Raw genomic sequence first — 26,976 nt, forward strand, 5'->3', positions numbered from 1 at the left:
GCGCAGGCGGCGCTGCCTAAAGCGATCCTGCAAGGGCGAGGTTGTACCGGGCATTACAGCAGAAAATGCCGTGCCAGCAGCGGTCCGGTAAAGCTCTTCTTGAGGTAAAAACCGCGCGGCAGCGTCATGATCGGCTCGCCGTGTTCGCCGATGGCTTCGGTCAGCGCTTTGCTGTTGGCCGCTTTTGGCCTGATTTGCAGCCACGCACCGTGGCGGGCGGTGATGCGCTCCACCTGGCCGAGCACGATCATGTCCATCAGCTCTTCCCAGTCCTCACGTAACTGCTGCTCTTCCTGCGCATTCGGCTGCCACAGCAGCGGCGAACCCACGCGGCGTTCGGCCAGCGGAATGGCACGATCGCCCTCCACCGGGATCCACAGCACCCGTGCCAGCTTGTGGCGCACGTGGCTGGTTTGCCAGGTAACGCCGCTGTTGCCGGTGAGCGGTGCCACGCAGACAAAGGTGGTTTCCAGCGGCTTACCCAGCGCGTCGACCGGAATGGTTTTGAGTTCAATGCCCAGATGCGCAAAATCCTGCTCGGCTTTACTGCCGGCGCTGGCGCCAAGCAGCAGCTCCAGCAGCATGCCAACCCAGCCTTTGTCACGGCGTAAATCGGCGGGCATCGGCAGGCCAAGCTGCGCGGCCAGCGCGGCAAAGCTCTGACCAGCCAGCTGTTGGGCACGCTGAAGCAGTTCGGCTTCGTTACGGGGCGCAGCAGGCAAGGCGGCAGGGCAATTCATGATAAAACTCGCATTGGTCAAAATGTGGTCAGTAAAGGTCAGCGCGTGTTGTCCACATCGTGCCGGACAATGTAAACGTGATAATAGCATGATTCAGCATGCTTTTTTAGCGCGATTGACCAGGCGCTCACCAGGGTAAGAGGCGGTTATCCCGGTTTGTTATCGACAATGAACAGGATCTTAAACCCAGTTATCCACAGAAAAGTGGGATAACCCCACGTTTTGCCCACCCCTGTTTCCATTTACAGCCTTGACTTTGCCGAACTGCGCGCTTTTTTTCCATTCTCTGCCCAGGTTTAGGACATTCTCTGTGGATAAAATCAACGGTGATGGATCTTTGAGCAGCGGTAACCGCGTGGGGAAGAATAACCGGCTTTCACGCTGTGTATCTGAACGGGTTAACAGGCTATCGCTATGATAAATGGTGGTTTTAGTGCTATTCTCCCCGGCGTGCATGAGAATTTTCCGAAGCGGTTATTCAACTCATTCCCGTGTTCTGCACAAAGCTATCCACAGAAAAGGTGAATAAGATCGCCGTTAAATGCCCCTGTCTGTTTATAACATGGCTATTATCTGTGAGTTATCCCATTGTTATCCGGTCAGCGGCGCGGATATCCAGTGGTTTACCGCCTGTAAGGAGTATGAAACAATCAGGCTATTCAAATTTAGCTTTGAGGTAGTCCAGTGATCGATGATGATGGCTACCGCCCGAATGTTGGTATCGTAATCTGTAACAGGCAAGGACAAGTGTTATGGGCCAGGCGCTTTGGACAGCACTCCTGGCAGTTTCCTCAGGGAGGCATCAATCCGGGTGAAACCGCTGAACAGGCAATGTATCGCGAACTGTTCGAAGAAGTGGGTTTACACCGCAAAGATGTTCGAATACTTGCTTCAACCCGTAACTGGTTACGTTACAAGTTGCCAAAACGTTTGGTGCGTTGGGACACAAAGCCGGTGTGTATCGGCCAGAAACAAAAGTGGTTTCTTCTGCAGTTGATGTGTAGTGACGCGGATATCAATGTGCAACACAGCAGCACGCCGGAGTTCGATGGCTGGCGCTGGGTCAGCTTCTGGTATCCGGTACGTCAGGTTGTCTCTTTCAAGCGCGATGTGTATCGCCGCGTCATGAAGGAATTCGCTGGCGTGGTGATGTCTATGCAGGAGAGTGCGGGGCAGCGCAATAACAACGCCGCCCATCGACGTAAAAGAGGATAGGCCACGCCCTTTATGCTCACTCAGTTGCGCGAAATTGTAGAAAAAGTGGCGAGTGCACCGCGTCTGAATGAAGCACTCGACATTCTGGTCAACGAAATATGCCTGGCGATGGAGACCGAGGTCTGCTCGGTTTACCTCGCCGATCACGATCGGCGTTGCTACTACCTGATGGCAACGCGCGGCCTGAAAAAGCCGCGCGGCCGCACGGTTACGCTGGCGTTCGACGAAGGTATCGTCGGTCTGGTGGGCCGCCTGGCCGAACCTATCAACCTCGCCGATGCGCAAAGTCATCCCAGCTTCAAATACATTCCCTCCGTCAAAGAAGAGCGCTACCGCTCATTTCTGGGTGTGCCAATCATCAGCCGGCGTCAGCTGCTCGGCGTGCTGGTGGTGCAACAGCGAGAGCATCGTCAGTTTGACGAAAGCGAAGAGTCATTTCTGGTTACGCTGGCCACGCAGATGGCCGCGCTGCTGTCGCAGTCGCAGCTTGGCCAGCTGTTCGGTCAGTTCCGCCAGACGCGCGTCAAAGCGATTGCCGCCGCGCCGGGCGTCGCCGTTGCACCTGGCTGGGTTGATGAAACGCAGCCGCTGCTCGACCAGGTGTCCGCCGCCTCTACGCTCGATCCACAGCGTGAACGCGAGCGCCTGATTGTCGCCATGGGCGAGGCGGGTAACGAGTTTCGCCGCTTCAGCAAGCGTTTCGCGGCCAGCGTGCAGAAAGAGAGCGCGGCGATCTTCGATCTCTACTCGCACCTGCTCACTGATGCGCGACTGAAAAAAGATCTGTTTGCCGAGATCGAGCGCGGATCGGTAGCCGAGTGGGCGGTTAAAACGGTGATCGAGAAGTTTGCCGCACAGTTTGCCAGCCTGCAGGATCACTATTTACGCGAGCGCGCCGGGGATTTGCGCGTGCTCGGCCAGCGGCTGCTGTTCCACCTTGACGACACGCTGGTGGGCACCAACGCCTGGCCGGAACGTTTTGTGCTGGTGGCCGATGAACTCACCGCCACCACCCTGGCGGAGCTGCCGCAGGAGCGGCTGGCGGGCGTAGTGGTGCGCGATGGCGCAGCCAACTCGCACGCGGCGATCCTCACGCGCGCCATGGGTATTCCGACCGTGATGGGCGCGGATATCCTGCCGTCGCAGCTCAACAAGCGGCTGCTGATCGTTGACGGTTATCGCGGCGAAGTGCTGATCGATCCAGAGCCGGTGCTGGTGCAGGAGTATCAGCGGCTGATCAGCGAAGAGAACGCGCTGAGCAAAATGGCCGAAGATGTGGTGGAGCAGCCCGGCGAGCTGAAAAGCGGCGAGCGCGTGCAGGTAATGCTCAACGCCGGTCTCAGCCCGGAACACGAACAGGCGCTCGACAACTGGGTTGACGGCATCGGCCTGTATCGCACCGAAATTCCGTTCATGCTGCAAAGCGGCTTCCCGTCGGAAGAGGAGCAGGTGGCGCAATATCAGGGCATGCTGCAACTGTTTTACGACAAACCGGTGACGTTGCGTACGCTGGATGTCGGCGCTGACAAACAGCTGCCTTACATGCCGATCAGTGAAGAGAACCCCTGTCTCGGCTGGCGTGGCATTCGTCTGACGCTCGACCAGCCGGAGATCTTCCTGGTGCAGGTGCGCGCCATGCTGCGCGCCAACGTCGCCTCGGGCAACCTGAGCATTCTGCTGCCGATGATCAGTCATATCGACGAGATCGAAGAGGCACGGCGCCTGATCGATCGCGCCGGTCGCGAAGTGGAAGAGATGCTCGGTTATGCCATTCCGAAACCGCGCATTGGCGTGATGATTGAAGTGCCGTCGATGCTGTTTCTGATCCCGCATCTGGCACAACGCGTGGACTTTATCTCCGTCGGCACCAACGATCTCACCCAGTATCTGCTGGCGGTCGATCGCAACAATACCCGCGTCGCCAACCTTTACGATTCGCTGCATCCGGCGATGCTGCGGGCGTTGCAAACCATCGCCAGTGAAGCCCGCCAGGCCAAACTGGAGCTGTGCCTGTGTGGTGAAATGGCGGGCGATCCGATGTGCGTCGCGCTGCTGGTGGGTCTGGGTTATCACCATCTCAGCATGAACGGCAAGAACATTCCGCGCGTCAAATACCTGCTGCGCCACCTCGATTATGAAGAGGCGCAGAAACTGAGCCAGCAGGGCGTGATGGCACACACCGCAACGGAAGTGCGCCATCTGGTGTCGGCCTTCATGGAGCGGCGCGGCTTGGGCGGACTGATTCGCGGCGGACGTTAACTGTTTACATTTCTGCGGAAATTGTGAAAAGCGGCTGTGCTATGATGCGCAGCCTTTTATTGTATGGCCCTTTAGCCACGCCCTTTTGCGGGCAGAAAAAACATGGTGAAAGATGACTAACGGCTACATTTCATTTCCCCAATTCGATCCGGTGATCTTCTCCATCGGACCGGTTTCGCTGCACTGGTACGGCCTGATGTATCTGGTAGGCTTTGTGTTTGCTATGTGGCTGGCGGTGCGCCGCGCCAACAAACCCGGTAGCGGCTGGAAAAAAGAAGAAGTGGAAAACCTGCTGTATGCGGGCTTCCTTGGCGTGTTCCTCGGCGGCCGCATCGGCTACGTGCTCTTCTATAACCTGCCGCTGTTCCTCGACAACCCACTCTATCTGTTCAAAGTGTGGGACGGGGGCATGTCATTCCACGGTGGTCTGATTGGGGTGATCGTGGTGATGCTGATCTTCGCCCGCCGTACCAAACGCACCTTCTTCCAGGTCTCTGATTTCATTGCGCCGCTGATCCCGTTTGGCCTCGGTGCTGGCCGTCTCGGCAACTTCATCAACGGCGAACTGTGGGGCCGCGTGGCGCCTGACTTCAAATTCGCCATGCTGTTCCCGGGTTCGCGCAGCGAAGACCTCGCGCTGGCGGCCAATAACCCGCAATATCAGGAACTGCTGAACACGTACGGCGTGCTGCCGCGCCATCCGTCACAGCTGTACGAGCTGTGCCTGGAAGGCATCGTGCTGTTTATCATCCTCAACCTGTTTATTCGCAAGCCGCGCCCGATGGGCAGCGTCTCCGGCCTGTTCCTTATTGGCTACGGCTCATTCCGCATCATCGTGGAGTTTTTCCGCCAGCCGGATGCCCAGCTTGGCCTGTTCGAAGGCGGTATCAGTATGGGCCAGATTCTGTCGATCCCGATGATTCTGGCCGGAGTGATTATGATGGTCTGGGCGTATCGTCGTCGCCCGCAGCAACAAACGCGTGAGGTAAAATGAAACAGTATCTGGATTTGATGCAACATGTGCTGAATGAAGGCGCAGAAAAGGCCGACCGTACCGGTACCGGCACGCTCTCCATCTTTGGCCACCAGATGCGTTTCAATTTGCAGGACGGTTTTCCGCTGGTCACCACCAAGAAGGTGCATCTGCGCTCGATCATTCATGAGCTGCTGTGGTTCCTCAAAGGCGACACCAACATCGGCTACCTGACAGAGAACAAGGTCACCATCTGGGACGAGTGGGCGGATGAAAACGGCGATCTGGGACCGGTCTACGGCAAGCAGTGGCGCAGCTGGGGCAAAGCTTCCGGCGAAGAGATCGATCAAATCAGCAAGGTGATTGAGCAGCTGAAACGCGATCCGGATTCGCGCCGCATTATCGTTTCGGCATGGAACGTCGGTGAGCTGGATCAGATGGCGCTGGCGCCGTGCCACGCGTTTTTCCAGTTTTACGTGGCGAATGGCAAGCTGTCGTGCCAGCTGTACCAGCGTTCGTGCGATATCTTCCTCGGCCTGCCGTTCAATATCGCCAGCTATGCGCTGCTGGTGCATATGGTGGCACAGCAGTGCGATCTTGAGGTGGGCGATTTCATCTGGACCGGCGGCGATACGCACCTGTACAGCAACCATCTCGAACAGGCGCGACTGCAGCTGACGCGTGAACCGCGACCGCTGCCGAAACTGGTGATTAAGCGTAAGCCCGCGTCGATTTTTGATTACCAGTTCGATGATTTCGAGATCGAAGGCTACGATCCGCATCCGGCGATCAAAGCGCCGGTCGCCGTGTAATCTGCCGCTCTTCAGCATCAGGCCCTGCCATCGCGCAGGGCTTTTTTTTGCCTGGCCTCCGCCCGCTTCTGCGGGGATTTTCTGAATCCGGCGCGCAAAAAAAGGGTGTTGTCTGCACCGGGCATAACTTTCCTGCGGCACGCTTTCCATCTTCTCTGTTTGCCGCTGTTGCTTTTCGTCCGGCAGGCGCAGAGTGCCGGTTATGAACAGAACCCAAAACGCCGGCTTTACGCTGCCGGAACTGCTGCTGGTTATGGTGATTGCCGGCATCCTCAGCATCGCCGCCTTACAGGGCTGGCAGCGCTGGCAACAGTATCAGCAACTGCGTGACAGCGTACTGCAACTGCAGAGCTTTTTGCTGCGGCTGCGCGCACACGCCAGCTGGCACAACCGCGACCTCAGCCTGTGGCTGCAACCGGGCGAAAACGGCTGCCTCGGCACCGGGCCGCAGCCCGCAGAAGGATGTCAGCTGCCGTCGCGCTGGCTGTTCCGGCCGCCTTATCGCGAAGTGCGCATCACCGCACTGGTCGGCGAGCCGGGCTTTTACGGCCGACGCGATGTGGCCCGGCCCGGCAGTATCGAACTGGAGAGCGCAGCTGGCCGCTGGCGCGTCATCCTCTCCGCCCGGGCGCGCATCCGGGTCTGCCAGCCGGGAGAGAAGGGATGCGAATAGCGCAGGGGGGCTTCAGTCTGCTGGAGATGCTGATCGCCATGGCGATTGGCGCGGTGCTGATGGTCAGCGTCGGCCGCTTTCTGCCGCTGCTGCTGGAACAGAACCTGCGCCTGCTGCAGCGGGTCCAGCTGCAACAGGAGCTGCAGCAGGTTGCCGGCTCGCTGGCCAAAGCGCTGCGCCGTGCCGGTTACTGTCACGGTCAGTGCAGCGGTGCGGCGCTCACGCTGGTGAGCGGCGGCAGCTGTGTACTGCTGCGCTGGGACGAAAACAGTAACGGACGCTGGGAAGGCGTCGGTCACAGTGAAAGCGATTATTACGGCTATCGTCTGCGCAACGGACAGCTGGAGATGCAGCGCGGCGTGGACGAGTGCAACAGCAACGGCTGGGAGCGCATCACCGACCCGGCATTCCTCAGCCTCAGCACCTTCCGGGTTGAGCGCCAGGGCACGCGGCTGTTGTTGCAGTTGGCCGCCACGGCGGGCCGCCAGCAGGCAGAGCTGACGATAATAGCGGAGGGGTTGAATCTGTGAAGCAGCGGGGCAACAGCACGCTTGGCATGGTGGTGATGTTACTGCTGATGGGCGGGCTCACGCTGCACGCCGCGCGTACGCAGCTGGCGCAGGGCATGGCGCTGGTCGCCGACGAGCAGCAGCATCAGCAGGATTTTTGGCAGGCGCAGGCCGCTTTAACGTGGGGCCGGCAGCAAAACTGGCCGCGGGCCGCGGGCTGGCAGTGTCAGACCGCTCTGACCGACGCGTGGCAAAGCTGCCTGCTGCGGCAGGAGGAGAATCATGGCTTATTATCGGCGCGCGGCACCGGACGTGCGCTCGTGCTCTATCAGTGGGTGTCGCTACGCAACGGTCAGCTGCAGCCACAGCCGCATGGCTGGATCGACTACTGCCCGCTGGCAAAGGCGGAGCAGTGTCAGTTGCCAGAGGCGACAGCAGGGTTTTAGCCTGGCGGAAACGCTGGTCGCGATGCTGCTGCTGGCGATGACCATCAGCACGCTGCTGCAGTATCATCGCGCACTGGCGCTGGGATTTAGCCAGCAGTGGCAGCAGCGCCAGGCGTGGCAGGTAGCCGGGCAGGCGCTGCTCGGGCGTGATACCGCCGGCTGGCACATTGTGCACCAGCCGCAGAGTTTACCTGGCGGCTGCGTGCTGGATCGCGTTACCGTCACCGGACCCCATCAGCGCACGGCGTCGCTGGCGCGGCTCAATTGCCGCGAAGGTGATGCCGGCGGGTAGGCAGGCCAGACGATTAAGGGTAGAGTGACCGGGCTGCGCTTTCCCTTCTTTAAGGAGTTTTATGTTCCGGGTTTACCACTCCAATCGGTTAGATTTATTGAAAGACTTAGCGGTAGAGCTGATAAAACTCCAGCCGCTGGCCGATCCGCTCGCGGCTGAGCAGGTGCTGGTACAGAGCCCGGGCATGGCGCAGTGGCTGCAGATGGAGCTGGCTAACCGCTTTAACATTGCCGCCAACATCGATTTTCCGCTGCCCGCCAGCTTTATCTGGAGCATGTTCGTTAAAGTGCTGCCGGATATCCCGGAAGAGAGCGCTTTCACCAAAGCCAGCATGAGCTGGAAGCTGATGCACCGGCTGCCGGTGCTGCTGGAGCAGGAGGCGTTTCAGCCGCTGCGCAGCTATCTGCATGACGACGACGATCAGCGCAAACTCTACCAGCTCAGCGCGCGCGTGGCGGATCTGTTCGACCAGTATCTGGTCTACCGGTCCGACTGGCTGAACCGCTGGGAGCGCGGCGAGCAGGTGGACGGGCTGAGCGACGCTCAGCAGTGGCAGGCGGCGCTGTGGCGCGATCTGGTCGAATTCACGCGCAGCCTCGGTCAGCCGATGTGGCACCGTGCCAATCTCTATGCACGGTTTATTCAGGCGCTGGAGCAGGCGACAACGCCGCCGCCGGGGCTGCCGCAGCGCGTCTTCATCTGCGGTATCTCTGCGCTGCCGCCGGTTTATCTGCAGGCGCTGGAAGCGCTGGGTCGCCACATTGATATTCACCTGCTGTTTACCAATCCCTGTCGTCACTACTGGGGCGATATTCAGGATTACGCCTTCCTCGCGAAGCTGCAGAGCCGCCAGCGGCTGCGCCTGCATTCGCAGGAGACACAGCCGCTGTTCCGCGACCCGGATGCTGCGCCAGCGCTGTTTAACGAACTGGGCGAGCAGCAGCTGACCAATCCACTGCTGGCCTCATGGGGCAAGCTGGGCCGCGACAACCTGTTTCTGCTGAGCCAGATGGAGTCAGCCGCCAACGACATCGATGCGTTTGTGGAGATGTCACCGGACAATCTGCTGCACTGCCTGCAGGCCGATCTGCTCAATCTTGACGATCGCGCGGTGATTGGGCTCAGCGCTGGCGAGCTGGCAGATAGCATGGACAAGCGTCGGCTCGATCCGCACGATCGTTCCATCACGCTCCAGGTGTGTCACAGCGCCCAGCGTGAAGTGGAAGTGCTGCAGGATCACCTGCTGGCGCTGATGGAAGCCGATCCGGAGCTGAAGCCGCGCGATATCATCGTCATGGTGGCAGACATCGACAGCTACGCGCCTTTTATTCAGGCGGCTTTTGCCAGTGCGCCGCCTGAGCGCTATCTGCCGTTCGCCATTTCTGACCGGCGCGCCAGTCAGGCGCATCCGGCCATCCTCGCGCTGCTCAGCCTACTGGCTCTGCCGGACAGTCGCTTTGCCTCAGAAGAGGTGCTGGCGCTGCTGGAGGTGCCGGCGCTGGCACAGCGTTTCTCCGTCGAGGAGAGCGGCCTGCGCCTGCTGCGCCGCTGGGTGATGGAATCCGGCATCCGCTGGGGACTGGATGACGCCAGCGTGGAAGCGCTGGCGCTGCCGGTCACCGGCCAGCACACCTGGCGCTTCGGCCTGCAGCGTATGCTGCTGGGCTACGCGCTGGAAAGCCGCAACGGTGACTGGCAGGGCATTCTGCCGTATGACGAATCCAGCGGCCTGATCGCCGAGCTGGCGGGCCATCTGGCCGAGCTGCTGGCACGGCTCGACAGCTGGCGCACGCGCCTTGCGCAGACACGCACCCTGGCCGAATGGCTGCCGCTGTGCCGCGAGCTGATCGACAGCTTCTTCAGCGGCGATGCCGACAGCGAGGCGGCGCTGCTGCTAGTCGAAACGCAGTGGCAGGAGATCATTGAACAGGGGATGCAGGCCGCGTATCAGCAGCCGATTCCGGTCACGCTGCTGCGCGATGAGCTGCGTTCGCGCCTCGATCAGCAGCGCATCAGCCAGCGTTTCCTGGCCGGGCCGATCAACTTCTGTACGCTGATGCCGATGCGCTCCATCCCGTTTAAAGTGGTGTGCCTGCTGGGCATGAACGACGGCGTGTATCCGCGCACCCTGGCGCCGCTCGGTTTTGACCTGATGCAGCAGCAGACGCGGAAAGGCGATCGCAGCCGGCGTGATGATGACCGCTATCTGTTCCTTGAAGCGCTGATCTCGGCGCAGCAGCAGCTGTACATCAGCTACATTGGCCGGGCGATTCAGGACAACACCGAGCGCTATCCCTCGGTGCTGGTGACTGAACTGGTGGATTATCTGGCGCAAAGCTTCTGTCTGCCGGGCGATGAAGCCTGTGAGCCGGACGTCAGTGAGCAGCGGGTGCGGGCACATTTGCAACGCCTGCACAGCCGCATGCCGTTTGCAGCGGAAAATTTTCAGCCGGGAAGCCACGTGCAGAGCTTCGCCGCAGAGTGGTTGCCGGCGGCGACCGGCAGCGGCGTGGCGCAGCCCGGGTTTGTTCAGCCGCTGCCGGTTCAGCCGCTGACCACGCTGTCGCTGGAGCAGCTGCTGCGCTTCTGGCGTCATCCGGTGCGGGCGTGGTTCCAGCAGCGCCTCGGCGTGGCTTTCTGGATGGAGGAGAGCGAGCTGCCGGACAGCGAACCGTTCGCACCGGACAGCCTGGAGCGCTATCAGATCAATGCTGAACTGCTCAATACGCTGGTCAACGGTGACGATCCGGCCCAGCTGTATGCGCACCACCGCGCCGCCGGTAATCTGCCTTACGGCGCCTTCGGGGAACTTTTCTGGCAAAGCCAGACCGAAGAGATGCAGGAGGTGGCGGCGGAAGTGAGCGCGCAGCGGCTGCCGGCGGAGAGCTGGGAAGTCAACCTGACGCTGGGCGCAACGCAGTTGACCGGCTGGCTGACTCAGGTGCAAGCTGATGGGCTGCTACGCTGGCGTCCGGGCGTGCTCAACATCAACGATGGCCTGCTGCTGTGGCTGGAACATCTGGTGTATTGTGCGCTGGGCGGCAACGGCACCAGCCGCATGTACGGTCGCAAACAGAGCCGCTGGCGCTTCGCGGCGGTGGCTCCCGCCCAGGCGCAGGCGCAGCTGGCTGAATATGTGGCCGCCTGTGAGGCGGGTCTGGCGCAGCCGCTGCTGCTGCTGAATAAATCCGGCGCCGCCTGGCTGGACGCCAGCTTTGACAGCAAATCCGGCCAGCTTCAGGAAGATGACGCTACGCAGAAAAAGGCGCTCAACAAGCTGTTGCAGGCGTGGCAGGGCGGCTATCAGGTTGAAGGCGAGGGCAGCGATCCCTATCTGCAGCGCCTGTGCCGCACGCTGGACGAGCCGACGCAGCAGCAGATCATCGCTGCGGCGCGTCAGTGGTATTTGCCGGTGCGCCTCGCGCATCAGGATGATGAATAGCAACGGAAGAGCGGCCTGTACCTTGGCAGCCACCGTCTTATAAGAAAGTGTTTGAGTATCCCGACCGGCGCAACGCCCCGGCGGATAAGGGTAACGTTAAGGGGTAGAAATGCGGATTTACGCACGCTGGATAGGAGCGCTGCTGCTGAGCATGCTGGCGCTGAATGCCTTTGCCGACGACGGGCGCGGCTGGCAGCCGATTGATGAAACCATCCGCAAGAGCGATCACGATCCGCGCAGTTATCAGGCCATTACCCTGAGCAATGGCATGACGGTGCTGCTGGTGTCGGATGCTGCCGCGCCGAAATCGCTGGCAGCGCTGACGTTACCGATCGGTTCTCTGGACGATCCCGACAGTCAGCTGGGCCTGGCACACTATCTGGAACACATGGTGCTGATGGGGTCAAAAAATTATCCGCAGCCGGATAACCTGGCGGAGTTTCTCAAGAAGCACGGTGGCAGCCACAATGCCAGCACAGCCTCGTACCGCACCGCGTTTTACCTGGAAGTCGAAAACGATGCGCTGCAACCGGCGGTGGATCGTCTGGCGGATGCGATTGCGCAACCCCTGCTCGACCCGACCAACGCGGACCGCGAGCGGCATGCGGTTAACGCTGAGCTGACGATGGCACGCTCGCGCGATGGGCTGCGTATGGCGCAGGTTGGCGCGGAAACCCTCAACCCGGCGCACCCCGGCTCGCGCTATTCGGGCGGTAATCTTGATACCCTGAGTGACAAACCCGACAGCAACCTGCATCAGGCGCTGCTCGATTTCTATCATCGCCACTACTCGGCGAATCTGATGAAAGCGGTGATTTACAGTAACAAACCGCTGCCGGAGATGGCGACGATCGCTGCCGAGACCTTTGGTCGCGTGGCCAATCATCAGGCCAGCGTGCCGGATATTACCGTGCCGGTGGTCACCGATGCGCAGAAAGGCATCATCATTCATTACGTGCCAGCGCAGCCGCGCAAGCAGCTGAAAATTGAGTTTCGCATCGCCAACGACAGCGACCAGTTCCGCAGTAAAACCGACACCTTAATCAGCTATCTGCTGGGCAACCGCAGCAAAAATACCCTGAACGACTGGCTGCAGCAGCAGGGACTGGCGGATGGCGTCAATGCCGGCGCGGATCCGATGACCGAGCGCAACAGCGGCGTGTTTGCCATCTCGGTTTCGCTGACCGACAAAGGTCTGGCGCAGCGCGATCGCGTGGTGGCTGCAGTATTCAGCTACCTTGATATGCTGCGCAAACAAGGCATCGACAAGCGCTATTTCGATGAAGTTGCGCACGTGCTGGCGCTGGATTTCCGCTATCCATCAATTACCCGTGATATGGATTACATTGAGTGGCTGGTGGATACCATGCTGCGCGTGCCGGTGACGCACACGCTGGATGCGCCTTATCTGGCCGACCGCTATGATGCGACCGCGATCAACGCCCGTCTGGCTGAGATGACGCCGCAGAACGCCCGCATCTGGTACATCAGTCCCGCTGAGCCGCACAACAAACAGGCTTACTTTGTGAATGCGCCTTATCAGGTGGATAAAATCAGCGCCGCGCAGTTCAGCGCCTGGCAGCAGCAGGCGCAGCAGATTCCGCTATCGCTGCCGACCCTGAATCCCTACATTCCGTCGGATTTCGCCCTCATCCCCTCTGACGGTAAGCACTACGATCATCCGGTGGCGCTGACCAATGGCGACAGCATGCGCATCTACTGGATGCCGAGCCAGTTCTACGCCAGCGAGCCGAAGGCCGCTATTACGCTCGCGCTGCGTAACAAATCCGCAATCAGCGATGCGCGCCAGCAGGTGTTGTTTGGTCTCAACGACTACCTCTCCAGCCTGGCGCTGGATGAGCTGAATTCGCAGGCTTCGGTGGGCGGCATCAGCTTCTCTACCGGTGAGGACGACGGGCTGGTATTCAATGCCAGCGGCTTCACCCAGCGCCTGCCGGAGCTGCTGAAAAAGCTGGTTGAAGGCTACGCCAGCTTCCAGCCGGATGCGCAGCAGCTGGAGCAGGCGAAATCCTGGTATCTGGATCGGCTGGAAGCAGCGGAAAAGGGCAAAGCGTTTGAACAGGCGATTCAGCCGATGCAAATGCTGTCCCAGCTGCCTTATACCCAGCGTGAGGCGCGACGCCAGCTGGTGAAACAGATCACGCTGCAGGAGGTGATGGATTACCGCGATGCGCTGCTCCAGCACGCCACGCCGGAAATGATGGTGGTCGGCAATCTGTCGGCCGATCGCGTCAGGCAGCTGGGCGAAGAGCTTAAACAGCAGCTGCACAGCACGGGGCACGGTTACTGGCACAGCGATTATGTGGTGGTGGATAAGCCGATCAAAGCCAACCTGCAGAAAACCGGCAGCAGCACCGACTCGGCGCTGGCGACGCTGTATGTGCCGCTCGGCTACAGCGAGTATCAAAGTATGGCTAACAGCACCATGCTGAGCCAGATTGTGCAGCCGTGGTTCTACAATCAGCTGCGCACCGAGGAGCAGCTGGGCTATGCGGTGTTCGCTTATCAGATGCCGATTGGTCGCCAGTGGGGCATTGGCTTCCTGCTGCAAAGCAACAGTAAAGCGCCCGCTTATCTGCTGCAGCGTTTCCAGGCGTTCTATCCGCAGGCGGAACAGCGTCTGCGCAGCATGAAAGCGGAGGATTTCGCCCAGTATCAGCAGGCACTGATCAACGACCTGAAACAGCGTCCGCAAACGCTGGATGAAGAGGCCAACCGTTACAGTCGTGATTTCAATCGCCAGAACTTCGCGTTTGATACGCGCGAAAAGGCCATTGCGCAAATTCAGCAGCTGACACCGGCCAGCCTGGCTGACTTTTTCCATCAGGCCGTGCTGGCGCAGCAGGGCATGGCGATGATCTCGCAGATTGGCGGCAGTCACGATGGCACCCACGATGCGGATTACGCGCCGCTGCCGGGCTTTACCACCTGGGATGAAGTCGCCCGGCTGCAGCAGTCGCTCTCCGTGAAGAGTGATGCGCCATGAGTCAGCGCCCTGAATCGCTCAATCCCCTGACGCTGCCGCTGCAGGGTGAGCGTCTGATTGAGGCCTCCGCCGGCACCGGTAAGACCTTTACCATTGGTCTGCTCTACCTGCGTTTGCTATTGGGACTTGGCGGACCGAATGCCTATGCGCGCCCGCTGTCGGTGGAAGAGATTCTGGTAGTGACCTTTACCGAAGCCGCCACCGCCGAACTGCGCGGCCGTATCCGGGAAAATATTCATGAGCTGCGGCTGGCCTGTCTGCGCGGCGTCAGCGCAAATCCGATGCTGATGCAGCTGCTGGCCGACATTGCCCAGCCCGCTGAGGCGGCCTCGCTGCTGCTGGCAGCGGAACGTCAGATGGACGAGGCGGCGATCTTCACCATTCACGGCTTCTGCCAGCGCATGCTCAATCTCAATGCATTTGAGTCCGGTATGCTGTTCGAGCAGCAGCTGATTGAAGATGAACAGCAGCTGTTGCGTCAGGCGACGGCGGATTTCTGGCGGCGCCACTGCTATCCGCTGACGCTGGATATTGCGCGCATCATCGTTTCGGAATGGAGCGGGCCGGAACAGCTGTTGTCGACGCTGCGCCCGTGGCTGCAGGGCGAGTCGCCCAGCCTGCGTCTGGCGCCGCACGACAGTGAAACCCTGACATCGCGCCACAGCAGCAACCTGGCGCGTATTGCCGAAATGAAAGCGCAGTGGCGGGCGCTGGGCGAAGAGGTGCTGACGCTGGTCGGGCAGTCTGATGTCGATAAGCGCAGCTACAGCAGCAAAAACCTGCCGCTGTGGGTCAGCAAAGTCAGCGCCTGGGCGCAGAGCGAGACCGCGGATTACCAGATCCCCGCCGAGCTGGCGCGTTTCGGTCAGCAGGTGCTCAATGAAAAAACTAAAAAGGGCGCGCCACCGCAGCACCCGTTGTTTGCTGCCATTGATACGTTCCTGGCGCAGCCGCTGTCGCTGCGCGATTTGGTGATTGCACGCGCGCTGGTGGAGGTGCGTCACGCGGTGCGTAAAGAGAAACGCCTGCAGGCGCTGCTGGGGTTTGACGATCTGCTGAGCCGGCTGGACGAGGCGCTGCAACAGCCCGGCGGCGAGCAGCTGGCGCAGGCGATTCGCCAGCGCTTTCCGGTGGCGCTGATTGATGAATTCCAGGATACCGATCCGCTGCAGTACCGTATTTTCCGCACGCTCTATTTACAGCAGCCGCAGCATGCGCTGCTGCTGATTGGCGACCCGAAACAGGCTATCTACGCCTTCCGCGGTGCGGACATCTTTACCTATATTCGCGCGCGCGGTGAAGTTCACGCGCACTACACGCTGGATACCAACTGGCGCTCGTCACCGGCGATGGTGGAGAGCGTCAATCAGCTGTTTATGCGCCAGCCCGCCCCGTTTCTGTTTGCGGACATCCCGTTTCTGCCGGTCAATGCCGCGCCGCCCAATCAGCGTTTGTCGCTGAGTATCGACGGCGAGGAACAGGCCGCGCTGCGCTTCTGGCTACAGCCGGGCGCAGGCTGCAGCGTCAGCGAATACCAGCAGCTAATGGCGCAGCAGTGCGCCGCCGATATCAGCCGCTGGCTGCAGGCGGGTCAGCAACAGCGCGCGCTGCTGGGCAAAACGCCTGACCAGCGGCCGGTGCAGGCCTCGGACATTACCGTACTGGTGCGCAGCCGGAACGAAGCCAATCTGATTCGCGCCGCGCTCAATCAGCTCGGCATCCCTTCGGTGTATCTCTCCAACCGCGACAGCGTGTATACCACGCCCGAGGCGCGAGAACTGCTGTGGCTGTTGCAGGCGATCCTCGCGCCCGAGCAGGAGCGGATGCTGCGCACCGCGCTGGCCACGTCGCTGTTTGCCTTTGATGCCGCGCAGCTGGACGCGCTGGATCAGGATGCACGCGGCTGGGATGCGCTGGTGGATACCTTTGCCCGCTGGCAGCAATTGTGGCACCAGCGTGGCGTACTGCCGATGCTGCGTCAGCTGATGCTGGAGCGCCAGCTGGCAGAAAACCTGCTGGCCTCAGAGAATGGCGAGCGTCGCCTGACCGATCTGCTGCACCTCGGCGAACTGCTGCAGGAGGCGGCGGCCCAGCTCGACAGTCCGCACGCGCTGGTGCGTTATCTGGCGCAGCAGATCGCCCGACCAGACAGCCAGTCGGCCAGCCAGCAGCTGCGGCTGGAGAGCGACCGCCACCTGGTGCAGATTGTCACTATCCATAAATCCAAGGGGTTACAGTATCCGCTGGTGTGGCTGCCGTTTGCCGCCGGTTTCCGCGAGGCCGATATCGCGCTCTATCACGACCGCGAGCATTACAACGCGGTGCTGGATTTGCAGAATGATGAGCAAAGTCTGGCGCTGGCGGAGCAGGAGCGGCTGGCAGAGGATTTACGCCTGCTGTACGTGGCGCTGACGCGTTCGGTGTATCACTGCAGCGTCGGCGTGGCACCGCTGTTTCGCGGCACGCGCAAGAAAGAGGGCGAGAGCGATTTACATAAAAGCGCGCTGGGTTTCCTGCTGCAGCGCGGCGAGCCGGCCACCGCAGAACAGCTGGCGAGTTTACTGCACGACATCAGCGTGACCGGAACCGAAGTGGTGCTGGCGCAGCCGCAGGGCCATGAACGCTGGCAGGCGCTGGACGAGGTTGACGATGCGCTGGATGCGCGCAGCGTCACGCGCGCGCTGGCCGATCCGTGGCGTGTCACCAGCTACTCCGGGCTGCAGCAGCACGGCAGTCACCGTCTGCTGGATGTTATGCCGGGCTTCGATGCGGAAGCGGTCGGGGAAGATCGCGAGGCGGAAGTGCTGGAAGCCGCGCTGACGCCGCACCATTTCCCGCGTGGCGCAGCGCCCGGGACTTTCCTGCATACGCTGTTTGAATCGCTCGACTTCACCCAGCCGCCGTCAGCGCCGCAGCTGGAACAGCAGTTGCAACAGAGCGGCTATCCGCTGCACTGGCAGCCGATGCTGAGCGAGTGGATTACCCGCGTGGTGAACACGCCGCTCAACACTGAAGGGATCCGGCTGAGCGACATCACACCGGGCAATCGCCTGATCGAGATGGAGTTCTATCTGCCGATTGACGGACTGCTGACGGCACCGGCGCTGGACGCGTTAATGCGGCAGGATCCGCTGTCGCGTCAGGCGCCGCCGCTCGACTTCCGCCAGGTGCAGGGCATGCTGAAAGGCTTCATCGACCTGGTATTTCGCTGGCAGGGCAAATACTATCTGCTGGATTACAAATCTAACTGGCTGGGCGAGAGCCATCAGGCATACACACCGCAGGCGATGGCACAGGCGATGATCGACCACCGTTACGATTTGCAGTATCAGCTGTATACGCTGGCGCTGCATCGCTATTTGCAGCACCGCCTGACGGATTACGATTATGAACAGCATTTTGGCGGCGTATTCTATCTGTTTTTACGCGGCATGGATGGCAGCTCGCCGGATAACGGGGTGTTCCATACCCGACCGACGTCAGATTTCGTTTCACAACTGGATAGCCTGTTTCGCGGGCCGGGAGCAGCAGCATGAGTAGCATGAGTACGCTATTGGCACAGGCGGCAGAACTGCGCCTGCTGCGGGCGCTGGATATTCAGTTTGCCCGGCTGCTGGCCGACGACGATCGGCCCGCGCATCTGCTGGCGGCTGCCTGTCTCAGCGCGGAAGCCGGTGACGGTCACGTCTGCCTGCCGCTGTCGCAGCTTACCCGCGAAGGGCTGTTCAGCGGTCGTCATCCGGAGCTGGCGCACGCCATCTGGCAGGCCGCCGGCGAGCCGCAGGACTGGCCGACGCTGCTGGCGGACTGGCAGGCGCTCAGCGCCAGCGATCGCCCGGCACCGGTGGTGCTGCGTGATAACCGGCTCTATCTGCACCGGCTCTGGCATCACGAAGGGGAAGTGGCGCGCTTCTTCCAGCCACAGGCGGCGCCGCAGCTGTTTGCGCCCGAACAGGTGCGCAGCGTGCTGGATACCTTTTTCGGCAGCCAGCCTGAGGACTGGCAGAAAATTGCGGCGGCGGTGGCGCTGACGCAAAAAACCGCGGTGATCTCCGGCGGGCCCGGCACCGGCAAAACCACCACGGTGGCGAAGCTGCTGGCAGCGCTGATTCGCCTCAGTGAGGGAACCCTGCGCATTCAGCTGGCCGCCCCTACCGGCAAGGCGGCGGCGCGGCTCACCGAGTCGCTGGGTAAGGCGCTGCGCAGTCTCGACGTCAGCGATGCGGAGCGCCAGCGTTTTCCGGCAGAAGCCACCACGCTGCACCGTTTACTCGGTGCCCAGCCGGAGACGCAGCGCCTGCGCTACCACGCCGGTAACCCGCTGCATCTCGACGTGCTGGTGGTCGATGAAGCTTCAATGGTCGATCTTGGCATGATGGCAAACCTGATCGCTGCGCTGCCCGCTCACGCGCGGGTGATTTTTCTCGGCGATCGCGACCAGCTGGCCTCGGTTGAAGCCGGTGCGGTACTCGGGGATATCTGCCGCTGTGCCGAGGCGGGTTACAGTCCGGTGCGTGCGCTGCAGCTCACCACGCTGACCGGCTGCGAGGTTGCCGGCACCGATGATGCGGTGGCCCCGGCGGTGCGTGATGCCATCTGCCTGCTGCGCAAAAGCTACCGTTTCGCGGCGCACTCCGGCATCGGTCAGCTGGCTGCGGCGGTCAACGCCGGCGAAGCGCAGGCGGTCGAGGCGGCCTTTCAGGCGGGCTTCAGTGATATCGTGCGCCAGCCGCTCAACGATGCCGAAGCGTATCAGGCGATGCTGACGCAGATTGCCGAAGGCTATCGGCCATTTCTCCAGCTGATTAACCAGCGTGCCGCACCAGCCGAGGTGATTGCTGCGTTTGGCCGTTATCAGCTGCTGTGCGCCCTGCGCGAAGGGCCATTTGGCGTGCAGGGGCTCAATCAGCGTATTGAGCACAAGCTGATGCAGCTGCAGCTGATTCGGCGTCCGGCAGGAGGCAGCCGCTGGTATCAGGGGCGTCCGGTGATGGTGACGCGTAACGACAGCGCGCTCGGCCTGTTCAATGGTGACATCGGCATTACGCTGTTCGATGAGGAAGGGCTGCTCAAGGTGTTTTTCCCGCTGCCTGATGGCAGCATCAAAGCGGTACAGCCAAGTCGCCTGCCGGCCCATGACACGGCATGGGCGATGACGGTGCACAAATCACAGGGTTCGGAGTTTGACCACACCGCGCTGGTGATGCCGGCTCAGTTCCTGCCGGTACTGACGCGCGAGCTGATTTACACGGCTATTACCCGGGCGCGCAGCCAGCTGACGCTGTTCAGTGATGAAGCGGTGTTCCGGCGCGCGGTGCAGCTGCGCACGCAGCGGCGCAGCGGGCTGCTGGATCGCTTAGGGGGAGAAGAGGGTAGATGATTGCGCCGCCGCGGGGACTTTCCCTCAGCGGCGCGTAAGGTGCGCTGACGCTTAGCGTAAGTCTGCCATCAGCACTTTGGAACGACGCTGATAGTTGTACATCTGCTTTTTGCTTTCAGGCAGCGACTCAATATCCACCGGCGTGAAGCCGCGCTCCTGGAACCAGTGGATGCTGCGCGTGGTCAGCACGAACAGCTTCTTCAGCCCCATCTGCCGCGCCTGCAGCGCTACGCGCTCCAGCAGCAGCTCGCCGCGTGACGAGCTGCGATAGTCGGGGTGCACCGCCACGCAGGCCATCTCGCCGATTTGCTCGTCCGGGAACGGATAGAGCGCTGCGCAGGCGATGGTCATATTGTCGCGCTGAATAATGGTGAATTTGTCGATCTCCATCTCCAGCTGCTCGCGTGAACGGCGCACCAGAATGCCCTGCTGCTCCAGCGGACGAATCAGTTCGAGAATCCCGCCGATGTCGTTGATGTTGGCGCGGCGAATCTGCTCGGCCGACTCCATGACAATCTGCGTACCGATACCGTCACGCGAGAACAGCTCCTGCAGCAGTGCGCCATCTTCCTGATAGCTGATCAGATGGCTGCGGCGCACGCCGCTGCGGCAGGCTTTGACCGCGCCACGCAGGAAGCGCACGGTGCCGGAGAGAAAATCACCGTCGCTCTCCATTTCATCAATCCGCGTCTGCGCCTCGTTCGGGAACAGCTCGGAAATGATGGTGCCTTCGCGGTCGGTTACACCCTGTTCGGAGCAGAAACCGATCATCTTCTCGGCTTTTAGCTTGATCGCCAGCTGCGTCGCCACCTCTTCCGAGGTCAGGTTAAAGCTTTCGCCGGTCACCGAGACCGCCACCGGCCCCAGCAGCACAATGGCATTGTTATCCAGCTGACGATGGATCGCCTCTTCGTCAATGCGGCGGATGCGGCCGCTGTGGCAGTAATCGACGCCGTCATCCACGCCCAGCGGCTGAGCGATGATGAAGTTACCGCTCACCACATTAATATGCGCGCCCTGCAGCGGCGTATTATTCAGGCTCATCGACAGACGCGCCGTAATATCGAGCTGTAAACGCCCGGCCGCCTGCTTCACCAGCTCCAGCGATTGGGCATCAGTCACGCGCGTGTGTTTGTGATAAATCGGCTCCAGCTGCTGCTGCGCGAGGCTGGCATCGATCTGCGGCCGCGCGCCATAAACCACCACCAGGCGAATGCCGAGACTATGCAACAGGCCGATATCGTTAACGATGCTGGAGAAGTTCTCATGCTCGATGGCCTCGCCACCCAGCATGATGACAAACGTCTTGTCACGGTGGGCATTAATATAGGGAACGGTATGGCGAAAACCCTGAACCAGTTCGGTACTGCGTTCCTTCACGGCAAACCCTCTGTGAATGGTTATTCGAAATTTATGTATTTTTATGCTCTTTCGCCACTTTTTGCAAGCATCGGACCTGACGTTACTTTACGATTTTCCTGATGCAAGCCACGCTAACAGACTGCATTATCTGGTTTTTCCGGCAAGACAAGACATTCCTCATTGAATAAAGTTTTCGCCTTCTGCTCGTCAACTGACGATTTTTTAGACATAACACAGTAGCTGGAGCGGCATGTCCGAAGCTTTTACCCGAAGACGACTTTTACAGGGCGCAGGTGCGCTGTGGTTGCTGAGCGTGACGCGCAGCGGTTTTGCGGCCAGTCAGCACATTGTGGCCGTGCGCATCTGGCCATCCTCGACTTACTCGCGCGTGACGCTGGAATCCAACGTCGCGCTGCACTATAAGCAGTTCACGCTGAGCAATCCCGAACGGCTGGTGATCGATATCCAGAACCTGCATATCAACAGCGCGCTGAAAGGCATTGATAAGCTGGTGCGGGTGGACGATCCCTACATTAAAACCGCGCGTGTCGGTCAGTTCGATCCCACCACGGTGCGCGTGGTGCTGGAGCTGAAGCGCAGCGTGGCGCCGAAAACCTTCACCCTCGATCCGGTCGCCGGTATTCGCCACCGGCTGGTGGTCGATCTCTATCCCAGCCAGTCGTCACAGGAAGAGGATCCGCTGCTGGCGTTACTGAAGGATTACAACCAGGGCGAACTGGAGCGCGATCAACCGGCGCAGGCGCCGCTACCGGGTAAAGCCGGGCGCGATCGACCGATTATTATCATGATCGATCCCGGTCACGGCGGGGAAGATCCCGGCGCGCACGGCAAGTACAAAACGCGCGAGAAAGATATCGTGCTGAAGATTGGACGCTATCTGAAAGCGCTGATCGACAAAGAACGTAATATGAAGGCTTACATGACGCGCAACGAAGATGTGTTTATACCGCTGCGCGTGCGGGTCGCGAAAGCGCGCAAGCAGCGCGCCGATCTGTTTGTCTCAATTCACGCCGACGCCTTTACCAGCCGGGCGGCGCGCGGCTCTTCGGTCTTCGCGCTCTCCACCAGCGGCGCAACCTCGGCCGCCGCGCGCTTTCTCGCCCAGACGCAGAACGAAGCGGATTTGATCGGCGGGGTCAGCATGAGCGGCGATCGCTATCTCGACCACACCATGTTCGATATGGTGCAGCGGCAGACCATCAGCGACAGTCTGAAGTTTGGCAAAGAAGTGCTGACGCGCATGGGCCACATTAACCACCTGCATAAACGCACGGTGGATCAGGCCGGCTTTGCGGTGCTGAAAGCGCCGGATATTCCGTCGATTCTGGTGGAAACGGCGTTTATCAGTAACGTCGAAGAGGAGCGGAAGCTGCGTACCCCGCGCTATCAGCATCAGGTGGCGGAAGCCATTCTGCACGGTATTAAGGCGTATTTTGACAAAGGCGGCGTGCTGGCACGGCGTTAGGGCAGGGCGGCAGCGATGCCGCTTTTTACCGGGCGCAGAAACAAAAAAACACCCGTCAGGGTGTTGTGATGTTCTTCCGCAGAAGAAGTGGTTGCGGGGGCCGGATTCGAACCGACGACCTTCGGGTTATGAGCCCGACGAGCTACCAGGCTGCTCCACCCCGCGTCCGTCTGTCGCACTGAGCGACTTTGCACATTGTATTCTTCGTTAAGACAATTGGTTGCGGGGGCCGGATTCGAACCGACGACCTTCGGGTTATGAGCCCGACGAGCTACCAGGCTGCTCCACCCCGCGTCCGTCTGTCGCGCTAAGCGACTTGCCACATTGTCTCTTCATCACGAAGAATTGGTTGCGGGGGCCGGATTTGAACCGACGACCTTCGGGTTATGAGCCCGACGAGCTACCAGGCTGCTCCACCCCGCGTCCGTGGATGCGCACTATACACCGGGCGTATGATGATGCAACCCCTTTTTTGCGTTAAAGCGCTAAATAGACAAACAGTTGCTGAATTATTTGGCCATTGGGCGATTTATTATACAGATGTGAGCGCACTAGCCTGCGGCAGATTTCATTCTGTCTGCCCCTTTGCTATCGTCGCCGTGCAAACAACCAGCTTAAAAAGAGAAGGTAATGAAAGGACATTGGGCGAAGTATGCACTTACTGGCGCATTTCTGGCGCTGTTAGCCGGTTGTAGCTCTAAGCCGACCGATCGCGGTCAGCAATATATTGATGGCAAGCTGGAGCAACCGCTCGGGCTGGTGAATGAGCCGAACGCCAAAGGGCGTCCGGTCAATGGCCGTGATTTCGGCCTGCAGGTGCAGCAGATCCAGTCGGCGTCGTCCGGTCTGTATGGCCGCAACCTCGGCACTTACAGTGCGATTCAGAACTGGCTGCTCTCCGGCGCCGATACGCGTCAGCTGCGCCAGTTCGGCCTGAACGCCTATCAGATGGAAGGCACCGACAGCTACGGCAACGTACAGTTTACCGGTTACTACACACCGGTGGTGGAAGCGCGTTATACCCGTCAGGGCGAATTCCAGTATCCGATTTATCGCATGCCGCCGCGTCCGCGCGGACAGAAGCTGCCAAGCCGCGCTTCTATCTATAGTGGCGCACTGGATGAGCGTTATGTGATTGCCTGGAGCAACTCGCTGATCGACAACTTTATGATGGACGTGCAGGGCAGCGGCTATGTCGATTTCGGCGATGGCCGTCCGCTGCGCTTCTTCGGCTACGGCGGCAAGAACGGCTGGGCTTACCACAGTATTGGCAAAGAGCTGATCGATCGCGGTGAAGTGAAGCGCGAAGACATGTCGATGCAGGCGATTCGGCAGTGGGCGCAGGAGCACTCGCCGCAGGAAGTGCGCAATGTGCTGGAAACCAACCAGTCGTTCGTGTTCTTCAAGCCGGAAGAGTATGTGCCGGTGCGCGGTGCCAGCGCGGTACCGCTGATTGCCAAAGCCTCGGTAGCGTCCGATCGTTCGCTGATTCCCGCCGGCACGGCGCTGCTGGCTGAAGTGCCGCAGCTGAATGAGAAGGGCAAATTCAACGGCAAATATGAGATGCGCCTGATGGTCGCGCTGGACGTGGGCGGCGCGATCAAAGGCCAGCACTTCGATATCTACCAGGGCGTCGGCCCGGATGCGGCGCATCTGGCGGGCTTCTACAACCATTATGGCCGCGTCTGGGTACTGAAAGCCGCGCCGGGAACCGGCCAGCCGCTGTTCAGCAATCCGCAAAACGGCAATAATGGTTCATTGATTATCGGCGCAAATTGATAGGCTGCGCACCCTGGGTTTGTCGGGTGCGCGTCTGCGCATCGTACTAAAAGGTTAGCTATGAAAGTTGTCAGCGACGCCTGGCGCCAGCGATTTGGCGGCACGGCGCGTCTCTACGGGCAGGAAGCACTGCAGCGTTTTGCCGACGCGCATTTCTGCGTCATCGGTATTGGCGGCGTCGGTTCCTGGGCGGCCGAAGCGCTGGCGCGCACCGGCATCGGTAAAATTACCCTGATCGACATGGACGATGTGTGTATTACCAATACCAACCGTCAGATTCATGCGTTGCAGGGGCATGTCGGTCAGGCGAAAACCGAGGTGATGGCGCAGCGTATTCACGCCATCAATCCGGAGTGTGAGGTGATCTGCATCGATGACTTTATCACGCCGGACAATACCGCTGAGCTGATGGCGGCGGGGTTCGACTATGTGATTGACGCGATTGATAGCGTGCGCCCCAAGGCTGCGCTGATCGCCTGGTGCCGGCGCAATAAGATCCCGCTGATCACCACCGGTGGCGCCGGCGGACAGATCGATCCGACGCAGATTCAGGTCAGTGACTTAGCCAAAACCATTCAGGATCCGCTGGCTGCCAAACTGCGCGAGCGGCTGAAAAGTGATTTTGGCGTAGTGAAAAACAGCAAGGGTAAACTGGGGATCGACTGCGTGTTCTCTACTGAGGCGCTGGTGTATCCGCAGCCGGACGGCAGCGTATGCGCTTCGCGCAGTACGGCGGAAGGGCCAAAGCGCATGGACTGTGCCGCCGGCTTTGGTGCGGCCACCATGGTGACCGCCACCTTTGGTTTTGTTGCGGTGTCGCACGCGCTGAAAAAATTCCTCGCGCGCGCGGAGCGTCAGTCTGCCTGATGCGCGCGGGCGGCACGCTGTACCGCCTCTGCCAGCGCCTGTAAACCACTGCTGCGCGAGGCGCTCAGTTGCGCGCGCAGCCCTAAGGTATCAAACAGCGCCAGCGGGTCTGTGGCTAACAGGGCCGCGGGCGTTTTTCCTTCCACCGCTGTCAGCAGCACCGCCAGCAATCCGCGCACAATGCGCCCCTCACTGTCGCCGTAAAAATGCAGCGTGCCGTCGGCCCGCTGCTGGCTGCTGAGCCAGACGCGGTTTTCGCAGCCGGAGAGCTCAATGTCCGCCGTTTTCAGCGCTTCCGGCAGTGCCGGCAGCTGGCGGCTGAGCTGAATCAGCTGGCGATAGCGATCTTCCCACTGATGAAAATGGGCAAACTTCTCCGTCAGGCTGGCTTCGGTAATCAGGTCACCAAACGGATGGGGGGCAAGCAGGGCTGATGTCATTACGTTACTCACTCAGTAAATCCACGGCATGGTGCATGGCGCGCACCAGCGCGTCCACGTCCTGCAGATTATTATAGGGGGCAAATGAGACGCGCAGCGTGCCGCTGACGCCAAGCGCCGCCATCAGCGGCTGGGCACAGTGCTGGCCGGCGCGCAGCGCGATGCCCTGTTCCGCCAGCAGCGTCACGATATCGCTGTGGTGAATACCGGCGATATCAAACGCCAGCAGGCTGGCGCTGCCGCAGCGGAAACTGCGGAAGCCGGGAATAGCGCTGAGTTGCTCTTCGGCAAGGCTGGCCAGCTGCTGGCTCCAGCGTTCGGCTTTTTCCGCATCGTACTGCCCCAGCCAGTCCAGCGCCGCACTCAGCCCGACCACGCCCGCCACGTTCGGCGTGCCTGCTTCAAAGCGCCACGGCACCGGCTGCGGCGTGAAGCCGCTGAAATCGACCTGCGTCAGCATTTTGCCGCCGCCCTGCCACGGCGGCATCGCGTCCAGCAGCTCCGCTTTGCCGTACAGCACGCCAGTGCCCATCGGGCCGTACAGCTTGTGCGCGGAAAAGGCGTAGAAGTCGATATCCAGCGCCTGCACATCCGGCGGGCAGTGCACCACACCCTGCGCGCCATCCACCATCACTTTCGCCCCGACGCCGTGCGCCAGCGTAATCGCCTGCGCCAGATCCGGACAACCGCCGGTCACGTTAGACATCTGACCTATCGCCAGCAGCCGGGTGCGCGCGTTGAGCAGCTGCGGCAGCAGGGCGATATCCGGCCGCCGGTCAGCGCCAAGCGACCACTTTATCACTTTCGCACCGCTGGCCTGCGCCACCATCAGCCACGGCACCAGATTGGCGTGGTGCTCGGCTTCGCTCACCACAATCTCGTCGCCCGGTTGCAGACGCGGTGCCAGCCAGCTGTGCGCCACCAGGTTGATGGCCTCTGTGGTGCCGCGCGTCCAGACGATTTGCCGATCGTCCGCCGCCTGCAGCCAGTGCGCCACGCGCGCACGCGCCTGTTCATACTGTGCCGTCAGCGCGCGGGCAGCGGCGAACTGGCTGCGGTGGACGGTGCCGCCGCTCAGCGAATAAAACTGCGCGGTCGCGTCAATCACCGCCTGCGGCTTCAGCGCGGTGGCGGCGCTGTCGAGATAGACACCCGCATCGCTCAGCGCGGGAAACTGCTGACGAAACTCGCCAGGAGAGAAATGGGTCATACTCAGCTCACTTACTTGGATGTTAGGACCAGGCTGAAAGCCACGCCGTGGCCTGGCAAAGCTGGAAAAGCGCGTTATGCTAAT

Annotated in this window: 19 protein-coding genes and 3 tRNA genes; 15 read left to right on the forward strand and 7 right to left on the reverse strand. The window is 60.7% G+C overall.

What is annotated here, in order from left to right; genetic code table 11:
• Positions 1 to 53 precede the first annotated feature (53 nt).
• On the reverse strand, positions 54 to 740 hold the full coding sequence (gene mutH, locus K7H94_RS04055; RefSeq protein WP_058757065.1) for a DNA mismatch repair endonuclease MutH: 687 nt from the start codon (positions 738 to 740) through the stop codon (positions 54 to 56).
• Between the two features lie 684 nt (positions 741 to 1,424).
• Here mutH and rppH point away from each other — a divergent pair.
• The 12 genes from rppH to recD all read left to right on the forward strand — a co-directional run bounded on the left by rppH (position 1,425) and on the right by recD (position 19,748).
• Positions 1,425 to 1,955, forward strand: a complete 531-nt coding sequence (gene rppH, locus K7H94_RS04060) for an RNA pyrophosphohydrolase (RefSeq protein WP_031279497.1) — start codon at positions 1,425 to 1,427, stop codon at positions 1,953 to 1,955.
• 12 nt (positions 1,956 to 1,967) lie between these two features.
• Positions 1,968 to 4,214 (forward strand): phosphoenolpyruvate--protein phosphotransferase, encoded by a 2,247-nt coding sequence (gene ptsP, locus K7H94_RS04065; protein ID WP_058757064.1) that lies wholly within the window; start codon positions 1,968 to 1,970, stop codon positions 4,212 to 4,214.
• 112 nt (positions 4,215 to 4,326) lie between these two features.
• A complete protein-coding gene (gene lgt, locus K7H94_RS04070) occupies positions 4,327 to 5,208 on the forward strand; it encodes a prolipoprotein diacylglyceryl transferase (protein WP_222951692.1) in 882 nt (293 codons plus the stop codon).
• Positions 5,205 to 5,999 (forward strand): thymidylate synthase, encoded by a 795-nt coding sequence (gene thyA, locus K7H94_RS04075; protein ID WP_222951693.1) that lies wholly within the window; start codon positions 5,205 to 5,207, stop codon positions 5,997 to 5,999. Before lgt ends, thyA begins: the two co-directional genes overlap by 4 nt.
• A gap of 202 nt (positions 6,000 to 6,201) precedes the next feature.
• Positions 6,202 to 6,672, forward strand: a complete 471-nt coding sequence (locus K7H94_RS04080) for a prepilin-type N-terminal cleavage/methylation domain-containing protein (protein ID WP_058757063.1) — start codon at positions 6,202 to 6,204, stop codon at positions 6,670 to 6,672.
• Positions 6,663 to 7,202, forward strand: a complete 540-nt coding sequence (locus K7H94_RS04085) for a prepilin peptidase-dependent protein (RefSeq protein WP_222951694.1) — start codon at positions 6,663 to 6,665, stop codon at positions 7,200 to 7,202. The genes K7H94_RS04080 and K7H94_RS04085 overlap by 10 nt, the downstream gene beginning before the upstream one ends.
• A complete protein-coding gene (locus K7H94_RS04090; protein WP_222951695.1) occupies positions 7,199 to 7,627 on the forward strand; it encodes a DUF2509 family protein in 429 nt (142 codons plus the stop codon). Before K7H94_RS04085 ends, K7H94_RS04090 begins: the two co-directional genes overlap by 4 nt.
• A 1-nt stretch (position 7,628) precedes the next feature.
• On the forward strand, positions 7,629 to 7,919 hold the full coding sequence (locus K7H94_RS04095) for a prepilin-type N-terminal cleavage/methylation domain-containing protein (RefSeq protein ID WP_230857086.1): 291 nt from the start codon (positions 7,629 to 7,631) through the stop codon (positions 7,917 to 7,919).
• A gap of 61 nt (positions 7,920 to 7,980) precedes the next feature.
• Positions 7,981 to 11,361, forward strand: a complete 3,381-nt coding sequence (gene recC / locus K7H94_RS04100; RefSeq protein ID WP_222951696.1) for an exodeoxyribonuclease V subunit gamma — start codon at positions 7,981 to 7,983, stop codon at positions 11,359 to 11,361.
• A 109-nt stretch (positions 11,362 to 11,470) separates the two neighbouring features.
• Entirely contained in the window at positions 11,471 to 14,368 is a 2,898-nt protein-coding gene (gene ptrA / locus K7H94_RS04105) for a pitrilysin (RefSeq protein WP_222951697.1), read from the forward strand.
• Positions 14,365 to 17,904, forward strand: a complete 3,540-nt coding sequence (recB, locus tag K7H94_RS04110) for an exodeoxyribonuclease V subunit beta (RefSeq protein ID WP_222951698.1) — start codon at positions 14,365 to 14,367, stop codon at positions 17,902 to 17,904. Before ptrA ends, recB begins: the two co-directional genes overlap by 4 nt.
• Positions 17,901 to 19,748: an exodeoxyribonuclease V subunit alpha gene (gene recD / locus K7H94_RS04115; RefSeq protein WP_058757057.1), complete on the forward strand. Its 1,848-nt coding sequence runs from the start codon at positions 17,901 to 17,903 to the stop codon at positions 19,746 to 19,748. Before recB ends, recD begins: the two co-directional genes overlap by 4 nt.
• Before the next feature lie 51 nt (positions 19,749 to 19,799).
• On the opposite strand, the gene argA is transcribed toward recD, so the two are convergent.
• On the reverse strand, positions 19,800 to 21,128 hold the full coding sequence (gene argA / locus K7H94_RS04120; protein ID WP_021506712.1) for an amino-acid N-acetyltransferase: 1,329 nt from the start codon (positions 21,126 to 21,128) through the stop codon (positions 19,800 to 19,802).
• Positions 21,129 to 21,360: 232 nt separating this feature from the next.
• Between argA and amiC the strand changes: the two genes are divergently transcribed.
• Positions 21,361 to 22,596, forward strand: coding sequence for an N-acetylmuramoyl-L-alanine amidase AmiC (gene amiC / locus K7H94_RS04125; RefSeq protein WP_031279511.1), 1,236 nt, complete (start codon positions 21,361 to 21,363; stop codon positions 22,594 to 22,596).
• A gap of 88 nt (positions 22,597 to 22,684) precedes the next feature.
• On the opposite strand, the gene K7H94_RS04130 is transcribed toward amiC, so the two are convergent.
• The 3 genes from K7H94_RS04130 to K7H94_RS04140 form a co-directional block, all read right to left on the reverse strand.
• A tRNA-Met gene (locus K7H94_RS04130) sits at positions 22,685 to 22,761 on the reverse strand.
• A gap of 52 nt (positions 22,762 to 22,813) precedes the next feature.
• A tRNA-Met gene (locus tag K7H94_RS04135) sits at positions 22,814 to 22,890 on the reverse strand.
• Between the two features lie 52 nt (positions 22,891 to 22,942).
• Positions 22,943 to 23,019: transfer RNA gene (locus tag K7H94_RS04140), tRNA-Met, on the reverse strand.
• A 207-nt stretch (positions 23,020 to 23,226) separates the two neighbouring features.
• Between K7H94_RS04140 and mltA the strand changes: the two genes are divergently transcribed.
• The gene (mltA, locus tag K7H94_RS04145) at positions 23,227 to 24,375 is read left to right on the forward strand and encodes a murein transglycosylase A (protein WP_021507388.1); all 1,149 of its coding nucleotides are present in this window, start codon (positions 23,227 to 23,229) and stop codon (positions 24,373 to 24,375) included.
• A gap of 60 nt (positions 24,376 to 24,435) precedes the next feature.
• On the forward strand, positions 24,436 to 25,242 hold the full coding sequence (gene tcdA, locus K7H94_RS04150) for a tRNA cyclic N6-threonylcarbamoyladenosine(37) synthase TcdA (protein WP_222951699.1): 807 nt from the start codon (positions 24,436 to 24,438) through the stop codon (positions 25,240 to 25,242).
• Here the strand turns inward: tcdA and csdE are convergent.
• Entirely contained in the window at positions 25,230 to 25,682 is a 453-nt protein-coding gene (gene csdE / locus K7H94_RS04155; protein ID WP_058771612.1) for a cysteine desulfurase sulfur acceptor subunit CsdE, read from the reverse strand. The two genes, tcdA and csdE, sit on opposite strands and share 13 nt — an antisense overlap.
• A gap of 4 nt (positions 25,683 to 25,686) precedes the next feature.
• Positions 25,687 to 26,892: a cysteine desulfurase CsdA gene (gene csdA, locus K7H94_RS04160; RefSeq protein ID WP_222951700.1), complete on the reverse strand. Its 1,206-nt coding sequence runs from the start codon at positions 26,890 to 26,892 to the stop codon at positions 25,687 to 25,689.
• Positions 26,893 to 26,976: the final 84 nt, after the last annotated feature.

This window comes from Pantoea dispersa, assembly GCF_019890955.1.
In the GTDB taxonomy this organism is placed as follows: Bacteria; Pseudomonadota; Gammaproteobacteria; order Enterobacterales; family Enterobacteriaceae; genus Pantoea; species Pantoea dispersa.